This is a genomic window from Bradyrhizobium sp. Ken64, from assembly GCF_055807555.1.
The window spans coordinates 16,974-35,779 of the sequence record NZ_JBVVPA010000020.1 but is presented as its reverse complement, the minus strand read 5'-3'; the positions used below and the strand labels follow the sequence as shown (position 1 = coordinate 35,779).

Below are 18,806 nucleotides of genomic sequence, written 5' to 3'. Positions count from 1 at the left end.
GACCACCGGTCTAAGGTCTCCCTAGCAGAAGCGCTTTTGCGCCTGAAGGAAAGATGAACGAAGGTTGATCCTGCACCGCAACAGGGAAACAAAGCAGCAAAAAGGCCGGCTTGCGCCGGCCTTTTCAGTGTCCTCGGTATTCCTACGGATGAACCATTATTCCGCAGGTGGCAGCGCCATCGGCTCCACTTCCGGCGCCGGCGGCACGACGGCCGCCTGCTTCTCGCGCTCGTCGAGGATCATCTTGTCGCGCTTCACGGCGACTTCGCGGATCTTCGCCATGGAGGCGCCGGTGCCTGCCGGAATCAGCCGGCCGACGATGACGTTCTCCTTGAGGCCTTCGAGCGGATCGACCTTGCCGTTGACCGCCGCTTCCGTGAGGACGCGGGTGGTCTCCTGGAACGAGGCTGCCGAGAAGAAGGAGCGGGTCTGAAGGCTCGCCTTGGTGATGCCGAGCAGAACCGGCGTTCCCGTGGCGATCTTCTTGCCCTCTTCCTTGGCCTTCGCGTTGATCTGGTCGAACTCGATCTTGTCGATCTGCTCGCCCGAGATCATGTCCGTGTCGCCCTGGTCGGTGACTTCCACCTTCTGGAGCATCTGACGGACGATCACCTCGATGTGCTTGTCGTTGATGAGCACGCCCTGGAGCCGGTAGACCTCCTGGATTTCGTTGACCAGATAGGCCGCGAGTTCCTCGATGCCCTTGACCGCCAGAATGTCGTGCGGCGCCGGGTTGCCTTCCACGATGAAGTCGCCCTTTTCGACGACGTCGCCGTCCTGAAGGTGGATGTGCTTGCCCTTCGGGATCAGGTACTCGCGCGGCTCGTCGGTCTTGTCCATCGGCTCGATCGAGATGCGACGCTTGTTCTTGTAGTCGCGCCCAAACCGGATGGTGCCCGCGATTTCGGCGATGATCGCCGCATCCTTCGGACGCCGAGCCTCGAACAGTTCCGCCACCCGCGGCAGACCGCCGGTGATGTCGCGCGTCTTGGCGCTTTCGGTCGAGACACGGGCGAGAATGTCGCCCGCCTGGACCTTGGCTCCGACGTCGACCGACAGAATGCCATCGACCGACAGCATGTAGCGGGCATCGCCGCCACGGGCGAGCTTGAGCACCTTGCCGTCCTTGCCCTTGATCACGATGGCGGGACGCAGGTCCCCGCCGCCGCGCATCGAGCGCCAGTCGATGACCACGCGCTTGGCAATACCGGTGGCCTCGTCGAGCGTTTCCGAGATCGACTGTCCCTCGACCAGATCCTCGAAGCCGATGGTGCCTTCGACCTCGGTGAGGAGCGGACGGGTGTAGGGATCCCATTCGACGATACGCTGGCCGCGCTTGACCATGTCGCCCTCGTCGACGTGCAGGCGCGAACCGTACTGAATACGGTGCGTCGCACGCTCGGTGCCGTCGGCATCGACGATCGCGATCACCATGTTGCGAACCATCGCGACCAGGTGGCCTTCGCTGTTGCGGGCGATGGCCTTGTTCCTGATCACGATCTTGCCGTCGAAGTTGGATTCGACGAAAGATTGCTCGTTCAGCTGCGCCGCACCGCCGATGTGGAAGGTGCGCATGGTGAGCTGGGTGCCCGGCTCGCCGATCGACTGGGCCGCGATGACCCCGACCGCTTCGCCATGGTTGACCGGCGTGCCGCGAGCGAGATCGCGGCCGTAGCACTTGCCGCAGATGCCGTTGACGAGCTCGCAGGTCAGCGCCGAGCGGATCTTCACCTCCTGGACGCCGCCCTGATGGATGGCATCCAGATGGCTCTCTTCCATCAGCGTACCGCGCTTGAAGATCACCTTGCCCGTGCTGTCACGCACGTCTTCGCAGGCCGTGCGTCCGAGAATGCGCGAGCCGAGGGAAGCGACCACGGTGCCGGCATCGACGATGGCGCGCATCTTGATGCCGAGCTTGGTGCCGCAATCGTCCTGCGTGATGATGCAATCCTGCGCGACGTCGACGAGACGACGGGTCAGGTAGCCGGAGTTCGCGGTCTTCAACGCGGTGTCCGCGAGGCCCTTGCGGGCGCCGTGGGTCGAGTTGAAGTACTCGAGCACCGAGAGGCCTTCCTTGAAGTTCGAGATGATCGGCGTCTCGATGATCTCGCCCGACGGCTTGGCCATCAGGCCGCGCATGCCGGCGAGCTGGCGCATCTGGGCCGGCGAACCGCGGGCACCGGAGTGAGCCATCATGTAGATCGAGTTGATGTCGGCATCCGCCCCGCTCGCCGTCTTCTTGGTCGAGGAGATCTCCTTCATCATCGCCTTGGCGATTTCTTCCGTGGCCTTCGACCATGCGTCGACGACCTTGTTGTACTTCTCGCCATGGGTGATCAGACCGTCGTTGTACTGCTGCTCGAAATCCTTCGCCAGCGTACGGGTGGTATCGACGATCTTCCACTTGGAGTGCGGCACGACCATGTCGTCCTTGCCGAACGAGATGCCGGCCTTGAACGCGTTGTAGAAGCCGAGCGCCATGATGCGGTCGCAGAAGATCACCGTCTCCTTCTGACCGCAGTGGCGGTAGACCTGGTCGATGACGCCGGAGATCTCGCGCTTGGTCATCAGCTTGTTGATGATCTCGTACGGAACACGCGGGTTCTTCGGCAGCAGATTGCCCAGCATGACGCGGCCGGCGGTGGTCTCGATCCAGCGCTTGGAGATCTTGCCGGTATCGTCGATGCCTTCCCACCGGTACTTGATCTTGGTGTGGAGGTGGATGACCTTCGCGTGCAGCGCGTGCTCGAGCTCCGCCATCTCGCCGAAGATCTTGCCCTCGCCGGGCAGGCCTTCGCGCATGATGGAGACGTAGTAGAGACCGAGCACGATGTCCTGCGACGGCACGATGATCGGCTGGCCGTTCGCCGGATGCAGGATGTTGTTGGTCGACATCATCAGGACGCGCGCTTCCAGCTGTGCTTCAAGCGACAGCGGAACGTGCACGGCCATCTGGTCGCCGTCGAAGTCGGCGTTGAACGCAGCGCAGACCAGCGGGTGGAGCTGGATCGCCTTGCCCTCGATCAGCACGGGCTCGAACGCCTGGATGCCGAGGCGATGCAGCGTCGGTGCGCGGTTGAGCAGCACGGGATGCTCGCGAATGACCTCGTCCAGGATGTCCCAGACCTCGGGCCGCTCCTTCTCGACCAGCTTCTTGGCCTGCTTCACGGTGGTGGACAGACCCTTGGCGTCAAGCCGCGAGTAGATGAACGGCTTGAACAGCTCGAGCGCCATCTTCTTCGGCAGGCCGCACTGATGCAGGCGCAGCTCGGGACCGACCACGATCACCGAACGGCCCGAATAGTCGACGCGCTTGCCGAGCAGGTTCTGACGGAACCGGCCCTGCTTGCCCTTGAGCATGTCGGCGAGCGACTTCAGCGGACGCTTGTTGGCACCCGTGATGACGCGGCCGCGGCGGCCGTTGTCGAACAGCGCGTCGACGGCCTCCTGAAGCATGCGCTTCTCGTTGCGGATGATGATGTCCGGCGCGCGCAGCTCCATCAGCCGCTTCAAGCGGTTGTTGCGGTTGATGACGCGGCGGTAGAGGTCGTTGAGGTCCGAGGTCGCGAAGCGGCCGCCGTCCAGCGGCACCAGCGGACGCAGGTCCGGCGGAATCACCGGGACCACGGTCATGATCATCCATTCCGGCTTGTTGCCGGAGTGGCGGAACGCTTCCACGATCTTCAGGCGCTTGGCGAGCTTCTTGTGCTTGATGTCGGAGTCGGTCTCCTGCATCTCCGCGCGCAAGGTCAGCTCGAGCTTCTCGAGATCCATGCCCTTGAGCAGCTCGCGGATCGCTTCCGCGCCGATCATGGCGGTGAAGGAATCCTGGCCGTATTCGTCCTGCGCCTTCAGGTACTCGTCTTCCGACAAGAGCTGACGGTCCTTCAGCGCGGTGAGGCCCGGCTCGAGCACGACGTAATATTCGAAGTAGAGGATCCGCTCGAGATCCTTCAACGTCATGTCGAGCAGGAGGCCGATGCGCGAGGGCAGCGACTTCAGGAACCAGATGTGGGCGACGGGGGCGGCGAGCTCGATATGGCCCATGCGCTCGCGCCGGACGCGCGACAGCGTGACCTCGACCGAGCACTTCTCGCAGATGATGCCCTTGTACTTCATGCGCTTGTACTTGCCGCACAAGCACTCGTAGTCCTTGATCGGCCCGAAGATGCGGGCGCAGAACAGGCCGTCGCGCTCGGGCTTGAAGGTACGGTAGTTGATGGTTTCCGGCTTCTTGATCTCGCCGTACGACCAGGACAGAATCTTCTCGGGGCTCGCGATCGAGATCCGGATCTGGTCGAAGACCTGAGCCGGCGTCGTCGGATTAAAGAGATTCATAATTTCTTGGTTCATCGTCTTCTCCTCGCGTGCCGGTCGCCTCCGGCAGCAAATTCGAAAATCACTATGCGGGGCGCCCTGCCCTCGCGACTCCAGGACTGGGCGCCGATGCCCGGCCGTTCAGGCCGGGCATGAGGGTCGTATTACTCGGCCGCTTCCGCCGTTCCCGGTCCGACCTTGGAATTGTGCAGATCGACGTTGAGGCCGAGCGAACGCATTTCCTTGACCAGCACGTTGAACGATTCCGGAATACCGGCCTCGAAGGTGTCGTCGCCACGCACGATCGCCTCGTACACCTTGGTACGGCCGGCGACGTCATCCGACTTCACGGTCAGCATCTCCTGGAGCGTGTACGCCGCGCCGTAAGCCTCGAGCGCCCACACTTCCATTTCGCCGAAGCGCTGGCCGCCGAACTGCGCCTTGCCGCCCAGCGGCTGCTGGGTAACGAGCGAGTAGGGACCGATCGAACGCGCGTGGATCTTGTCGTCGACGAGATGGTGCAGCTTGAGCATGTAGATGTAGCCCACCGTCACCTTGCGATCGAAGGCATCGCCGGTGCGGCCGTCATAGACGGTCGACTGGCCCGAAGCGTCGAGACCGGCAAGCTTCAGCATCTCCTCGATGTCGGCTTCCTTGGCGCCGTCGAACACCGGCGTCGCGATCGGAACGCCGCGGCTCAGATTGTGGCCGAGCTCGATCAACTCGTTGTCGTTGAGCGACTTGATCGTCTCGTCCTCGCCGTAGACCTTCTTCAAGGTTTCCTTCAGCGGCCTGATGTCCTGCTTCGACAAATAGGCATCGACCGTCTGGCCGATACGCTTGCCGAGGCCGGCACAGGCCCAGCCGAGATGGGTCTCGAGGATCTGTCCGACGTTCATGCGCGAGGGCACGCCGAGCGGATTGAGCACGATGTCGGCATGCGTGCCGTCTTCGAGGAACGGCATGTCCTCGATCGGCACGATCTTCGACACCACGCCCTTGTTGCCGTGGCGGCCGGCCATCTTGTCGCCGGGCTGGATCTTGCGCTTCACCGCGACGAAGACCTTGACCATCTTCATCACGCCGGGCGGCAATTCGTCACCGCGCTGAAGCTTTTCGACCTTGTCGAGGAAGCGCTGTTCCAGCCCCTTCTTCGACTCGTCGTACTGCTTCCGCATGGCCTCGATCTCGGCCATCAGCTTGTCGTTCGGCGAAGCGAACAGCCACCACTGCGACTTCGGGTACTCCTCGAGCACCGCACGGGTGATCTTGGTGTCCTTCTTGAAGCCCTTCGGACCGGCGATGCCCTGCCGTCCTTCGAGCAGCTCGGCAAGACGGTTGTAGACGTTGCGGTCCAGGATCGCCTGCTCGTCGTCGCGGTCCTTGGCCAGACGCTCGATCTCTTCCCGCTCGATCGCCAGCGCACGCTCGTCCTTGTCGACGCCGTGCCGGTTGAACACGCGCACTTCGACGATGGTGCCCTGCACGCCCGGAGGAACGCGCAGCGAGGTGTCGCGGACGTCGGAAGCCTTCTCGCCGAAGATGGCGCGCAGGAGCTTTTCCTCCGGCGTCATCGGGCTTTCGCCCTTCGGCGTGATCTTGCCAACCAGGATGTCGCCGGCGCGCACTTCCGCGCCGATGTACACGATGCCGGCTTCGTCGAGGTTCTTCAGCGCTTCTTCCGACACGTTCGGAATGTCGCGGGTGATTTCCTCGGGTCCGAGCTTGGTGTCGCGGGCCATCACCTCGAATTCTTCGATATGAATCGAGGTGAACACGTCTTCCTTCACGATCCGCTCGGAGAGCAGGATCGAGTCTTCGAAGTTGTAGCCGTTCCACGGCATGAACGCGACCAGCACGTTCCGGCCGAGCGCGAGCTCGCCGAGATCGGTCGACGGACCGTCGGCGATGATGTCGCCCTTCTTGACGATGTCGCCGACCTTCACCAGCGGACGCTGGTTGATGCAGGTCGACTGGTTGGAGCGCTGGTACTTCATCAGCCGGTAGATATCGACGCCCGACTTGGTCGGATCGAGATCTTCCGTGGCGCGGATGACGACGCGGGTTGCGTCGATCTGGTCGATCACGCCCGAACGGCGCGCTGCGATCGCAGCACCCGAGTCACGCGCAACCACGCCTTCCATGCCGGTGCCGACGAACGGCGCTTCGGCGCGAACCAGCGGCACCGCCTGGCGCTGCATGTTCGAGCCCATCAGCGCGCGGTTGGCGTCGTCGTTCTCGAGGAACGGGATCAGCGCGGCTGCGACCGAAACGAGCTGCTTCGGCGATACGTCCATGTAGTCGACCTTGTCCGGGGTCACCGGCAAGACTTCGCCGGCGTGACGGCAGACCACGAGATCTTCGGTGAAGCGGCCCTTCGGATCGAGCGGCACGTTGGCCTGCGCGACCGTGTAGCGGCCCTCTTCCATCGCCGAGAGGTACACGACCTCGTCGGTGACGCGGCCGTCCTTGACCTTGCGGTAAGGGGTCTCGACGAAGCCGTACTTGTTCACGCGCGCGAAGGTCGCGAGCGAGTTGATCAGGCCGATGTTCGGACCTTCCGGCGTCTCGATCGGGCAGATGCGGCCGTAATGCGTCGGATGCACGTCGCGCACCTCGAAGCCGGCGCGCTCGCGGGTCAGACCGCCCGGTCCAAGCGCCGAGAGACGGCGCTTGTGGGTGATCTCCGACAGCGGGTTGGTCTGGTCCATGAACTGCGAGAGCTGCGAGGAGCCGAAGAACTCGCGCACGGCGGCGGCCGCCGGCTTGGCGTTGATCAGGTCCTGCGGCATGACCGTGTCGATGTCGACCGAAGACATGCGCTCCTTGATCGCGCGCTCCATGCGGAGCAACCCGATGCGGTACTGGTTCTCCATGAGCTCGCCGACCGAACGCACACGGCGGTTGCCGAGATGGTCGATGTCGTCGATCTCGCCCTTGCCGTCGCGCAGATCCACCAGTGTCTTGATGACGGAGAGGATGTCTTCCTTGCGCAGCGTGCGCTGGGTGTCGGGCGCATCGAGGTCGAGGCGCATGTTCATCTTGACGCGGCCGACCGCCGAGAGGTCGTAGCGCTCGGCGTCGAAGAACAGCGACTGGAACATTGCCTGCGCCGAATCCAGCGTCGGCGGCTCGCCGGGACGCATCACGCGGTAGATGTCGAACAGCGCGTCCTCGCGCGTCATGTTCTTGTCGGCCGAGAGCGTGTTGCGGATGTAGGCGCCGACATTGACATGGTCGATGTCGAGCAGCGGCAACTCCTTGTAGCCCTGCTCGTTGAGAGCCTTCATCGACTTGTCGGTGATCTCTTCACCGGCTTCCGCGTGGATCTCGCCGGTCTTGGGATTGACGAGGTCCTCGGCGATGTAGTTGCCGACCAGCTCCGCATCCGACAGGCGCAGCGCCTTCAGGCCCTTCTCCTGCATCTGACGCGCACCGCGCACGGTGAGCTTCTTGCCGGCTTCGAGCACGACCTTGCCGGTATCGGCGTCGATCAGGTCGTTGATGGTCGAGTAGCCGCGGAAACGATTGGCGTCGAACGGAACGCGCCAGCCTTCCTTGATCCGCTTGTACTGGATCTTCTTGTAGAAGGTGCTGAGGATCGCCTCGCCGTCGAGGCCGAGCGCGAACATCAGCGACGTCACCGGAAGCTTGCGGCGACGGTCGATACGCGCATAGACGATGTCCTTGGCATCGAACTCGATGTCGAGCCAGGAGCCGCGATACGGGATCACGCGGGCGGCGAACAGCAGCTTGCCCGACGAATGGGTCTTGCCCTTGTCGTGGTCGAAGAACACGCCCGGCGAGCGGTGCATCTGCGAGACGATGACGCGCTCGGTGCCGTTGACGATGAAGGTGCCGTTCATCGTCATGAGCGGGATATCGCCCATGTAGACGTCCTGCTCCTTGATGTCCTTGACCGACTTCGCGCCGGTTTCCTCGTCGATATCGAACACGATGAGGCGCAGCGTCACCTTGAGGGGGGCCGCGAAGGTCATGCCGCGCTGGCGGCACTCGTCGACGTCGTATTTCGGCGGCTCGAACTCGTAGCGGACGAATTCCAGCATCGAGGTGCCCGAGAAGTCGGAGATCGGGAACACCGAGCGGAACACCGCCTGCAAGCCCTCGTCCGACCGCCCGCCCTGGGGCTCGTCGACCATCAGGAACTGATCATAGGACGCCTTCTGAACCTCGATGAGGTTCGGCATCTCGGCCACTTCCTTGATGTGTCCGAAGAACTTGCGAACGCGTTTGCGACCGGTGAATGTCTGCTGCGCCATCGTGGCCTCTCATTTTCGTCGCCCGATTTGGGCGCGCCCTCCGGAACGCGGCGACCGCCGCTCCCCGGGTTGAATTTTTCGAACCCGTCTTGGGGGCCGGAGACTCAGTTTCAGGCAGGAATGTCCTGAATCTGTTCTTCAGACCTTCAAAACGCAAAACGACGCGCGGGGCGCAGGAGCGCGCCCGCCCGTCACAACCATCCTCTTCACGGACTGCAAAAGCCCGAAATAGCTTGCTCTCCCAACGGCTTGCAGGGAATGCGACATCCCTGCCCACCGCGCTTTCGTGCTGCCGACCCGATATGGGGCGACATTAGTGCAGATTCGAGGGACAAACCCTCAAATCCCCACACTTTTTCGTGTTCGACCTGCGTCGGCCGGTTCCGTCGCACGCCTTTTGCATCTGGCCCACCCCTTCCGGAGAGTGGACCGAGATCCCGGTTGCGCTGAAGCCGACCGGGATCTCGTGCCAGTAAGCGATGCTTACTTGAGCTCGACCTTCGCGCCAGCCTTCTCGAGCTGGGCCTTGAGCTTCTCGGCTTCGTCCTTGTTCACGCCTTCCTTGACAGGCTTCGGCGCGCCCTCAACGAGGTCCTTTGCTTCCTTGAGGCCCAGGCCGGTGATGGCGCGGACTTCCTTGATGACCTCGATCTTCTTGTCGCCGGCGGCGGCAAGAACGACCGTGAACTCGGTCTTCTCTTCGGCCGGAGCGGCGGCAGCGCCACCACCAGCCGGGCCGGCCACGGCGACAGCCGCGGCAGCCGAAACGCCCCACTTCTCTTCGAGGAGCTTCGCGAGTTCGGCAGCTTCGAGCACGGTGAGGCTCGAGAGGTCGTCAACGATCTTCTGCAGGTCAGCCATTGTTCAGTTTCCTTGAATGTAAGTCTGGTTCGGGTTTGAGTTTTGCGAAGGGCGTCAGGCCGCTTCGCCCTTTGAGGCATAAGCCTGGATGACGCGCGCGAGCTTGCCCGCGGGCGCGTTGGCGAGCTGAGCGATCTTGGTCGCCGGGGCCACAAGCAGGCCGACGATCTTGGCGCGCAGTTCGTCAAGCGACGGCAGCGAGGCAAGTGCCTTCACGCCGTCGACATTCAGGACGGTCTTTCCCATCGAGCCGCCAATGATGACGAACTTTTCGTTCGCCTTGGCGAATTCGACGGCGACCTTTGGCGCCGCTACCGGATCGTCCGAAGTGGCGATCACGGTCGGTCCCTTCAGCATGGGGCCGATGGCAACGACGTCAGTGCCTTCAAGAGCAATTTTGGCGAGACGGTTCTTCGAGACCTTCACCGAGGCGCCAGCCTGCTTCATCTGCGAGCGCAGCTTCTGCATCTGGGCAACGGTCAGGCCGGAATATTGGGCAACGACCGCGACGCTCGTGGTCTTGAAGACCCCATTGAGCTGTTCGACCGCTTCCTTTTTTGCCGCTCGTTCCACAGCAAGCTCTTTCCGGTTGGCGGTCATCGCGAAAGCGGGACCGCCGGGTTGCACCCATCGTCCCGCCCAAACCTGAACCTCAGGGCCAAACCCATCGGACACGCCGGGCAAGACGACAATTCAAAGCCTGCCCTCCGGGAGCCCACAGGGGCCCACGGCGTGTCGAGGTCCGAACCAAACCCATTCCGCAACCGACCCTAAGGTGGTCACGAAGTGAAATCCGGTCTTCACCCGTCTATGCAGGCCATGCGATTAAGCCGTTGAGAAATCGAAATTCCCCGCGGGCGCCTGCAGTCTTGGACAGGACAAGGTCAGCCGGCGAACCGTCCGACCTCTGCCCGCATCCCTCAACCGACGAATTTCCCTCCTTTTCCGGCAAATCCTCACGGACGGCCTGAAAAGGAATGATCTCCATCTCTTGTTTTCGGAATGCGTGCACGAACGCGCCAGCCGAGGCCGGCACGTCCGGAAGCGGTTCTTTAACCGCTCGGGGCCTGCTTGCCAAGAGCAAAATTCACACCAGTTCCAACCCCTTGCCGCTCGCGCTTGACCGTAGCCAAAAAGGGCCGGTTTCAGCTCATTTGACCCCGTAAGGCAGCTTCTTGCCCTCGAAAAATGCGGTCAGGTTCGCCAGCACGCAGTTCTGCATGGCGACGTGCGATTCTAGGGTGTGGCCGCCAATATGGGGAGCGAACACGACGTTGGGCAGCGCCGTCAGCGCGTCCGGAGCGTGCGGTTCCTTGTCGTAAACGTCAAGACCGGCTCCGGCGATGGTCTTGTCGGTGAGCGCCACCACCAGGGCTTTCTCGTCGATCACCGAGCCGCGGGAGATGTTGACGACATAACCGTCCGCCCCGAGGCGCTTGAGGATATCGGCGCTGACGGCATGCTGGGTCTCGGCTCCTGCCCGGACCGCGATCATCAGCACGCTGCACCAGTCGGCCAGCGCCTCCAGGGTCGGGAAATATTGATAGGGCAGATCGAATTTGCTGCGGCTGAAATAGCCGATTTCGCTCTCGAAGGATGCGCAGCGCGCTGCGATCTTGCGGCCGATCTCGCCCATGCCGTAGACGCCGATGCGGCGGCCCGGCATCCCGGCCTGCGGACGCATCATCGGCGAGGGCTTTGACGCCGCCCAATCGCCGCTTCGGACGTACTGGTCGGCCACCAGGATTCGCCGCGTGGCCGCGAGCATCAGGGTCATCGCGATGTCGGCGACCGAGGCCGCATTGGCACCCGGGCTATGGCCGACCGCAATGTTGCGGGCGGCAGCGGCCTTCAGGTCAACACCGTCATAGCCAGTGCCGTAGCAGACGATGGCGCCGAGCTTCGGAAACAGGTCCATCGCCTCCGCGCCCAGCGGCGTGCCGCCGGCGGTGAGCACTGCACGGATATCGCCGAGCGCGGCGGCCGAAAACATCTCCCGCGCCGACTTGCCGCCGGTGTCGAGCAGCTCGAACCGCTCGGCGAAGCGCGCCATCATCGTCTTGGGAAAGCGCGAGTAGATCAGGACCTTGTCAGTCATTGTTCTTGTTTCCGGTGAACGCCGTCACAAACGACGAGGGGCGGAATCGGTTGCCCAATTCCGCCCCTCGCCTCATACAATTTACAAACCTTAGCCGAGAATGGTGCCCGGCTCGACCTTCACGCCGGGGCCCATCGACGAAGACACCGCAACGCGCTGGATGTAGGTGCCCTTGGAACCGGCGGGCTTGGCCTTGGAGACAGCGTCAGCCAGAGCCTTGATGTTCTCGACCAGTTTTTCCTCGGTGAACGAGGCCTTGCCGACGCCAGCCTGCAGGATGCCGGCCTTCTCGACGCGGAACTCGACCGAGCCGCCCTTGGCGCCCTTTACGGCGCCGGTGACGTCCATGGTCACGGTGCCGATCTTCGGGTTCGGCATCAGGCCGCGCGGGCCGAGCACCTTACCGAGACGGCCGACCAGCGGCATCATGTCGGGGGTTGCGATACAGCGGTCGAAATCGATCGTGCCGTTCTGCACCTTCTCGACCAGGTCCTCAGCGCCGACGACATCGGCACCCGCAGCCTTGGCCTCGTCGGCCTTGGCGCCGCGGGCGAACACGCCCACGCGGAGCGTACGGCCGGTGCCGTTCGGCAGGGTCACAACGCCGCGGACCATCTGGTCGGCGTGACGCGGATCGACGCCGAGATTGATCGCGACCTCGATGGTTTCGTCGAACTTCGCTTTCGCGCGTTCCTTGACCATCTTGATGGCGTCCGCGAGCGGGTAAAGCTTTTCGCGATCAATACCTTCGCGGGCTTTGTTCAAACGTTTTCCGATTGCCATGAGCCCTTACCCCGCCACTTCCAGACCCATCGAACGGGCAGAGCCCTCGACCATCTTCATGGCCGACTCGATCGAGTCGCAATTGAGATCCTTCATCTTCTTCTCGGCGATCTCGCGCACCTGCGCCTTGGTCACCGCACCCGCCTTGTCACGGCCCGGCGCCTTGGAGCCGGACTGGATCTTGGCAGCCTGCTTGAGGAAGAAGGACATCGGCGGCGTCTTCATCTCGAACGTGAACGAACGATCGGCGTAGATCGTGATCACGACGGGAATCGGGGTATTCTTCTCTTCCTTCTGGGTCTGGGCGTTGAACGCCTTGCAGAACTCCATGATGTTGAGACCGCGCTGACCGAGCGCGGGACCGATCGGGGGCGAAGGATTCGCCGCACCGGCCGGGACCTGAAGCTTCAGGTATCCGGTCACTTTCTTTGCCATGTATCACTCCTGTTGGGCCGGCCTGGGCCGGCGGTTTCAGGTTCGTGGTCTGGGTCGGATGCGGCTGGCAACCGCCCTCTCCCTCCCACGGCCTCTTGTTGCGCGAGACCGAAGTCTCACGCCTACGCGATCAGACCTTCTCGACCTGACCGAATTCCAGTTCGACCGGCGTGGCGCGGCCGAAGATCGACACGGCGACCTTCACGCGCGAGCGCGCCTCGTCGATTTCCTCGACCACACCCGAGAACGAGGCAAACGGGCCATCGGCCACGCGCACGTTCTCGCCGATCTCGAACGACACCGACGCCTTCGGCCGCTCCACGCCCTCTTGTACCTGGTGCAGAATGCGCATGGCTTCGGCTTCCGAGATCGGCATCGGCTTGTTTTCCGCGCCGAGGAAGCCGGTCACCTTCGGCGTATTCTTGATCAGATGAAACGCCTCGTCGGTCAGCTTCATCTTCACCAGCACGTAGCCCGGGAAGAACTTGCGCTCGGCGTCGATCTTGCGGCCGCGGCGCACCTCCGTGACCTTCTCGGTCGGAACCAGCACCAGCTCGAACAGCTCCTCGAGCCCGCGCTGCTTGGCCTGCTCGCGGATCGATTCGGCGACCTTCTTCTCGAAATTCGAATAGGCGTGGACGATGTACCAGCGCTTGTCAGACAATTGAGCCGTTGCTGTTGCCATCAGTGAATGCCCAGAAGGAAGGTGATGAGGTAGCGGATGATCTGGTCGGCGGCGAAGAAGAAGATCGAGGCCACGGCGACCATGACGAACACCATGATGGTGGTGATCGTGGTCTCGCGGCGGGTCGGCCAGGTGACCTTGGCGGTCTCCGAGCGGACTTCCTGCAAGAACTTGAACGGGCTGACTGCCATCGTTTGATGTCCAACGTCCGTCGACAGACGCGAATGAATTTCAGGGATCCGAACAGCCGCCGTTGGCCCAGCCCTCTGTCTCGAAGGATGAGCCGGAAACCGGGCTCGATTGTTCGGGGATTTCAAAGCCGCGCCGGAGATCCGCGTCTAACGGGCCGGCTGCGAGTGCGGGGTATCTACTGCGGATGGGACCAAAGGTCAAGATAGAGAGGATCCGCCAGGGTAAACCGACTCCGCGGGCGACCGACCAGAGATCAGGCCGATCAAGGGCTTATCTGCCGCCTGCAAGGCCCCGTCCCAGGGCCTCAGCCCGTTCCTCGCAGGACGACACTACCTGGCCCCCTCAGCCGCCGCCCCCTCAAGGTCAATCGGCCCGATCGATCATCGAAATGCCCGGCAACGGCACAACGAACTTTCCGCCCTCGGCGAAATAGCCGGCATGCTTGGCCCGGATCGGATCCACATAGCGCCAGGCGAAGACGACGACGAACGCCGGCTTGCGCTCGTAAAGGGCGGCGGGCGGCAGGATCGGGATGTCATACCCCGGGCCGGCCATCACGTTCCCCTTCTTGGGGTCGTCGTCCACCAGGAAGTCGATCTTGTTCTCCAGGCCGAACTGCGGCAGCAGGGTCGTGGTCCCGACCGAGACGCCGTAGCCGGCCACGAGCTGGCCGCGCGCATGGGCGGCATCGGCCATCGCGACCAGCTCGTCGCGGATCGCGGCGATCCTCTTCGCATAGGGCACATAGTAGGCCGGCTGGTCGACGCCGAGCCGGTCTTCCTCGGCAATGAAGCGCGCGACCTCCGCGGACGGTGTCTTCGCGCCGCCAGCACGCTGCACCGTCACCCGGATCGAGCCGCCCTTGGTCTCGATGTGCTGGACGTCGATCAATTCCATGCCAAGCCGCGCGAAGAAGCGCGCCAGCGGCTTGATGTTAAAATACGACAGATGCTCGTGATAGACGGTGTCGAGAAGGTTTTTCTCGGTGACGTCGACGCCATATTGCGTTTCGAAAACGAACAGCCCGTCCGGCGCAAGCACGTCGCGAACGCCGATCACCAGCGGGTCGAGATTGTCGACATTGGCGATCATGTTGTTGGCGATCACGACGCTGGCCGCGCCATGGCTTTGCAGGATGCGGCGGCCGGTGGCATCGGTGAAGAAATCGCCGATGGTCTCGATTCCCGCTTCCGTCGCACGCCGCGCGATGTCGACGGCGGGATCGACACCCAGCACCCGCATGCCGCGCTCCCTGAAGAAACCGAGCAGCGATCCGTCGTTGCTGCCGAGCTCGACGACCAGCGCGCCCGGCGCGATGGCGAACCGGCTGACGACGTCGTTGGCATAACCTGCGAAGTGCTCCCGCAGACCAAGCGAGAGCGAGGTGGTATAAACGTAGTTTCGGTATTGGACCTCTGGATTGCCGACGTGGAGAATCTGCAGGTGACCGCAGTCCGCGCACAGGTGCAGCGCCATCGGCACCGCGGCCCGAAAGACGGGATCATCGACGCTTGCATCCGGCACCTGGAAGTTCGGCGTGCCGATGGGCATGCCTGCCATTGGGACGACAAGCTCTTGCTTGTCCGAATGACAGAGGCGGCAGGTATGACGGACGTAGAACAGGTTTTTCATCGTAGGACCGTAAGACGGAGACATGCGAACAGGTGAGGCAATCTCACCCCGTGGTGATCAGATCGACGGCACCGCCTCAGGACGCCGGATATTCCGCCCGACCGATGATGAGGTCGATCGCGGCCATCATCCAGAACTGATGCGTGGTCTCGACGATGTTGTAGCTGCGGCTGTCGACGTAATAATTGACGTCGCCGAGATTGCGCAGCGGATTCTCCGCGTTCATGCCCGACAGCGTGACCACATCGAGCTTCATCGTCCGCGCCTGCGCGACCGCATTGAGAATGTTCTTCGAGCGTCCCGACGAGCTGATCGCGACGAGGCAATCGCCGGCGCGGGCGCTCAGCCTCACAGCCTGCGCAAGCCAGTCCTCGAAACCGTAATCATTGGCGAGGCACGACATCATGCTGGCATCGCTGAAGCAGAGCGCGGGCACCGATGCGTTCTTCGCCAGATCGATCGCGAGATGCGAGGCGATGCCGGCCGAGCCCCCATTGCCGATAAAGATGACGCGGCCGCCTTGCTCGCGCGCACGCAACCAGGCCGTGCGGGTGGCGGAAATCCTGGCGAAAACCCCGTCGTCAATTGCCGTCGCACGATGGAGGCGCCCTACGTAGTCGACAAGGAAAGCCTTGTGATCGGGATCGACGGACTCGGCAGGCATGGGCTCGCGGCTCGACGGCGACATGACGCCCTGATACCGGCTATCACCAGCGATTGCAAAGGTATATTACCTTCGAAGTTGACCAGCAGCCGATTCGGTTTCCACCTTACACTCAACATTGGCGGGCCTGTTTCGCTGGGCATTCGCATCACGGATGTTCCTATGAAATGCATCGTTACCGGTGGCGCCGGCTTCATCGGCAGTCACCTCGTCGACCGCCTCCTCGACGATGGCCACGAGGTCATCGCGCTCGATAATTTCGTGATCGGACGCCCCGAAAATCTGGCCTCGCGCGTCGATTCGAGTCGACTCAAGATCGTACGGGCCGACGTCACCGAACTCGAATCGATCACGCCGCATTTCGACGGCATCGACTGGGTGTTCCATCTCGCCGCGCTAGCCGACATCGTTCCCTCGATCGAGTCCCCGATCCCGTATCACCGCGCCAATGTCGACGGCACGGTCAACGTTCTCGAGGCTGCACGGCAGGCCGGCGTCAGCCGCTTCGTTTATGCCGCGTCGTCCTCCTGCTACGGAATTCCCGACGTCTATCCGACGCCGGAGAGCGCCGAGATCCGGCCGATGTATCCCTATGCCCTCACCAAGAATCTGGGCGAGCAGTGCGTCATGCACTGGTGCCAGGTCTACAAGCTGCCCGCGGTCGCGCTGCGCCTGTTCAACGTGTACGGGCCGCGCCATCGCACCACGGGCACCTACGGTGCCGTGTTCGGCGTGTTCATGGCGCAGAAGTTCGCCGGCAAGCCCTTCACGGTGGTCGGCGACGGCGAGCAGACCCGCGACTTCACCTTCGTCAGCGATGTCGCCGATGCTTTCGTGACCGCCGCGCGCTCCGAGGTCTCGAACGAAGTTTTCAACGTCGGCTCCGACAACACCTACAGTGTCAACCGGCTGATCGAGCTTCTCGGCGGCGACAAGGTCCACATTCCCAAGCGTCCCGGCGAACCCGATTGCACCTATGCCGACATCACCAAGATCAAGCGGGTCCTGAAATGGACGCCGAAGGTAAAATTTGAGGGCGGGGTCGCGACGATGCTGAAGTGGATGGATCAGTACAAGGACGCCCCCCTGTGGACGGTGGACAAGATCGCGGACGCCACGAAGGGCTGGTTCAAATATCTGGGGGACAACAACGACGCCGCGTCCGGCGCGCCGCAGAAGGCAAGCCAGTGAACAGGTTCACCCGGTATCGTTGCCGCGAATCGATCAATTCCGGGCCGCCCGGCTGACGCCGGCTGGCGCTTTAGGTTATTCACATGGGCAATATTCCGACCGACAGACCCGCGTTGAACGACCAGCTGGCGGCGCACGAGAAGATCAAGACGATCGAGGAACTGGGCGAGATCGCGCGGTCCGCGCAAGCGCGGGGTCGGAAAGTTGCACTCTGCCACGGCGTCTTCGACCTCGTGCATCTCGGCCATATCAGGCACATCCAGGCGGCGCGCAACGAGGGCGACGTCGTCATGGTGACGATCACCGCCGACCGTTACGTCAACAAGGGACCGGGTCGGCCGATCTTCCCCGAAAACATGCGGGCCGAGATGCTGGCCTCGCTCGCGACGGTCGATTGGGTCGGCATCAATCACACCTCCAGCGCCGAGCCGATCCTGGATACGGTGCGGCCGGACATCTATGTGAAGGGGTCCGACTATGAAAACCCCGAGGACGATGTAACCGGCAAGATCCAGAGCGAGCGCGACGCCGTCGAGCGTCACGGCGGACGCATCGTGTTCACGCGCGACGTGACGTTCAGCTCCTCGTCGCTGGTGAACCGGTATTTCGACATCTACGACCCTCCACTCCGCGACTACCTGCAAAAGGTCCGCGAAGGTGGCGGCGCCGATCGCCTGCTGAAGCTGATCGACAAGGTGCAGGACATGCACGTCGTGCTGGTCGGCGACACCATCATCGACGAATACCAGTACGTCACGGCGCTCGGAAAGGCCTCGAAGGAAAATATCGTCGCCACGCTGTTCAAGAGCGGCGAGCAATTTGCCGGCGGCGTCATTGCCGCGGCGAACCATGTCGCGAGCTTCTGCAAGTCGGTGGAGGTCGTCACGACGCTGGGTGGCAACGACTACCCTGAGGAGTTCATTCGTGAGCATGTCCGCCCGAATGTCACGTTGACGCCGATCCGCCTTCAGGGCCGTCCGACGACCCGCAAATCGCGGTACGTCGAGCTCGGCTATCTGCACAAGCTCTTCGAAGTCTACACCATGGACGATACGCCGCTCGACGAGGCCGATCGGAAGGAGATCGACCGTATCACGACGGAGCGCGTCCGTGGCGCGGACGTGGTGATCGCCACCGATTTCGGTCACGGCATGATCGCGTCGAGCACGATCGACACCCTGATCGCCAACTCCAAGTTCCTGGCGGTCAATGCCCAGAGCAACAGCGGCAATCACGGCTACAATTTGATCACGAGGTATCCGCGGGCCGACTACATCTGCATCGATGCGCCGGAGGCGCGTCTGGCCGCAACCGACAAGTTCAGCGACATCGCGTCCGTGATCGAGGCCGGCCTGCATGGCAAGATCGACTGCGACAACATGATCATCACGCACGGCTCCTTCGGCTGTTACCCCTTCTCGTCGAAAACCGGCGTCACGCGCGTCCCCGCCTTCACCAAGACCGTCGTCGATACCGTCGGCGCGGGGGACGCCTTCCTGACGATCACCGCGCCGCTGGTCGCCGCCGGCGGCAATATCGAGGACGTCGCCTTCATCGGCAACGCGGCCGGCGCGATCAAGGTCGGGATCGTCGGCCACCGCAGTTCGGTCGAGAAGGTGCCGCTGGTCAAGTTCGTCACCGCGTTATTGAAGTAGCGCGACGGCAGAT

Annotated in this window: 13 protein-coding genes; 2 read left to right on the top strand and 11 right to left on the bottom strand. The window is 62.9% G+C overall.

Annotated features, from left to right (window positions below; genetic code table 11):
- Positions 1-156 precede the first annotated feature (156 nt).
- The 11 genes from rpoC to AC0L2F_RS27685 form a co-directional block, all read right to left on the bottom strand.
- On the bottom strand, positions 157-4,353 hold the full coding sequence (gene rpoC, locus AC0L2F_RS27735) for a DNA-directed RNA polymerase subunit beta' (protein ID WP_007611616.1): 4,197 nt from the start codon (positions 4,351-4,353) through the stop codon (positions 157-159).
- 128 nt (positions 4,354-4,481) lie between these two features.
- Complete coding sequence (gene rpoB, locus AC0L2F_RS27730; protein ID WP_007602996.1) at positions 4,482-8,597, bottom strand: DNA-directed RNA polymerase subunit beta; 4,116 nt, start codon at positions 8,595-8,597, stop codon at positions 4,482-4,484.
- Between the two features lie 483 nt (positions 8,598-9,080).
- Positions 9,081-9,458, bottom strand: coding sequence for a 50S ribosomal protein L7/L12 (rplL, locus tag AC0L2F_RS27725; RefSeq protein ID WP_007602994.1), 378 nt, complete (start codon positions 9,456-9,458; stop codon positions 9,081-9,083).
- Positions 9,459-9,512: 54 nt separating this feature from the next.
- On the bottom strand, positions 9,513-10,031 hold the full coding sequence (gene rplJ / locus AC0L2F_RS27720; RefSeq protein ID WP_035975090.1) for a 50S ribosomal protein L10: 519 nt from the start codon (positions 10,029-10,031) through the stop codon (positions 9,513-9,515).
- Between the two features lie 577 nt (positions 10,032-10,608).
- Positions 10,609-11,556 (bottom strand): 2-hydroxyacid dehydrogenase, encoded by a 948-nt coding sequence (locus tag AC0L2F_RS27715; RefSeq protein ID WP_473250609.1) that lies wholly within the window; start codon positions 11,554-11,556, stop codon positions 10,609-10,611.
- Positions 11,557-11,646: 90 nt separating this feature from the next.
- Positions 11,647-12,339, bottom strand: coding sequence for a 50S ribosomal protein L1 (gene rplA / locus AC0L2F_RS27710; RefSeq protein ID WP_007602988.1), 693 nt, complete (start codon positions 12,337-12,339; stop codon positions 11,647-11,649).
- Between the two features lie 6 nt (positions 12,340-12,345).
- On the bottom strand, positions 12,346-12,774 hold the full coding sequence (gene rplK, locus AC0L2F_RS27705; protein ID WP_007602986.1) for a 50S ribosomal protein L11: 429 nt from the start codon (positions 12,772-12,774) through the stop codon (positions 12,346-12,348).
- 130 nt (positions 12,775-12,904) lie between these two features.
- Positions 12,905-13,459: a transcription termination/antitermination protein NusG gene (gene nusG / locus AC0L2F_RS27700; RefSeq protein ID WP_007602985.1), complete on the bottom strand. Its 555-nt coding sequence runs from the start codon at positions 13,457-13,459 to the stop codon at positions 12,905-12,907.
- Positions 13,459-13,650 carry a preprotein translocase subunit SecE gene (gene secE, locus AC0L2F_RS27695; protein ID WP_007611620.1) on the bottom strand — a complete coding sequence of 64 codons (192 nt, stop codon included), beginning with the start codon at positions 13,648-13,650 and terminating at the stop codon, positions 13,459-13,461. The genes nusG and secE overlap by 1 nt, the downstream gene beginning before the upstream one ends.
- 364 nt (positions 13,651-14,014) lie before the next feature.
- Positions 14,015-15,283 (bottom strand): methyltransferase domain-containing protein, encoded by a 1,269-nt coding sequence (locus AC0L2F_RS27690; protein WP_473250608.1) that lies wholly within the window; start codon positions 15,281-15,283, stop codon positions 14,015-14,017.
- Positions 15,284-15,359: 76 nt separating this feature from the next.
- Positions 15,360-15,947, bottom strand: a complete 588-nt coding sequence (locus AC0L2F_RS27685; protein WP_473250607.1) for an SIS domain-containing protein — start codon at positions 15,945-15,947, stop codon at positions 15,360-15,362.
- A 162-nt stretch (positions 15,948-16,109) separates the two neighbouring features.
- On the opposite strand from AC0L2F_RS27685, the gene AC0L2F_RS27680 reads away from it, so the two are divergent.
- Both AC0L2F_RS27680 and AC0L2F_RS27675 read left to right on the top strand, forming a co-directional pair.
- Positions 16,110-17,138: an SDR family oxidoreductase gene (locus tag AC0L2F_RS27680; protein WP_473250606.1), complete on the top strand. Its 1,029-nt coding sequence runs from the start codon at positions 16,110-16,112 to the stop codon at positions 17,136-17,138.
- Positions 17,139-17,221: 83 nt separating this feature from the next.
- On the top strand, positions 17,222-18,793 hold the full coding sequence (locus AC0L2F_RS27675; RefSeq protein ID WP_473250605.1) for a PfkB family carbohydrate kinase: 1,572 nt from the start codon (positions 17,222-17,224) through the stop codon (positions 18,791-18,793).
- Positions 18,794-18,806: the final 13 nt, after the last annotated feature.

Coding starts and splice junctions, on each gene's coding strand:
- rpoC (WP_007611616.1), bottom strand. CDS start 4,353: ATGAACCAAGAAATTATGAATCTCTTTAATCCGACGACGCCGGCTCAG.
- rpoB (WP_007602996.1), bottom strand. CDS start 8,597: ATGGCGCAGCAGACATTCACCGGTCGCAAACGCGTTCGCAAGTTCTTC.
- rplL (WP_007602994.1), bottom strand. CDS start 9,458: ATGGCTGACCTGCAGAAGATCGTTGACGACCTCTCGAGCCTCACCGTG.
- AC0L2F_RS27715 (WP_473250609.1), bottom strand. CDS start 11,556: ATGACTGACAAGGTCCTGATCTACTCGCGCTTTCCCAAGACGATGATG.
- rplA (WP_007602988.1), bottom strand. CDS start 12,339: ATGGCAATCGGAAAACGTTTGAACAAAGCCCGCGAAGGTATTGATCGC.
- rplK (WP_007602986.1), bottom strand. CDS start 12,774: ATGGCAAAGAAAGTGACCGGATACCTGAAGCTTCAGGTCCCGGCCGGT.
- nusG (WP_007602985.1), bottom strand. CDS start 13,459: ATGGCAACAGCAACGGCTCAATTGTCTGACAAGCGCTGGTACATCGTC.
- secE (WP_007611620.1), bottom strand. CDS start 13,650: ATGGCAGTCAGCCCGTTCAAGTTCTTGCAGGAAGTCCGCTCGGAGACC.
- AC0L2F_RS27690 (WP_473250608.1), bottom strand. CDS start 15,283: ATGAAAAACCTGTTCTACGTCCGTCATACCTGCCGCCTCTGTCATTCG.
- AC0L2F_RS27685 (WP_473250607.1), bottom strand. CDS start 15,947: ATGCCTGCCGAGTCCGTCGATCCCGATCACAAGGCTTTCCTTGTCGAC.
- AC0L2F_RS27680 (WP_473250606.1), top strand. CDS start 16,110: ATGAAATGCATCGTTACCGGTGGCGCCGGCTTCATCGGCAGTCACCTC.
- AC0L2F_RS27675 (WP_473250605.1), top strand. CDS start 17,222: ATGGGCAATATTCCGACCGACAGACCCGCGTTGAACGACCAGCTGGCG.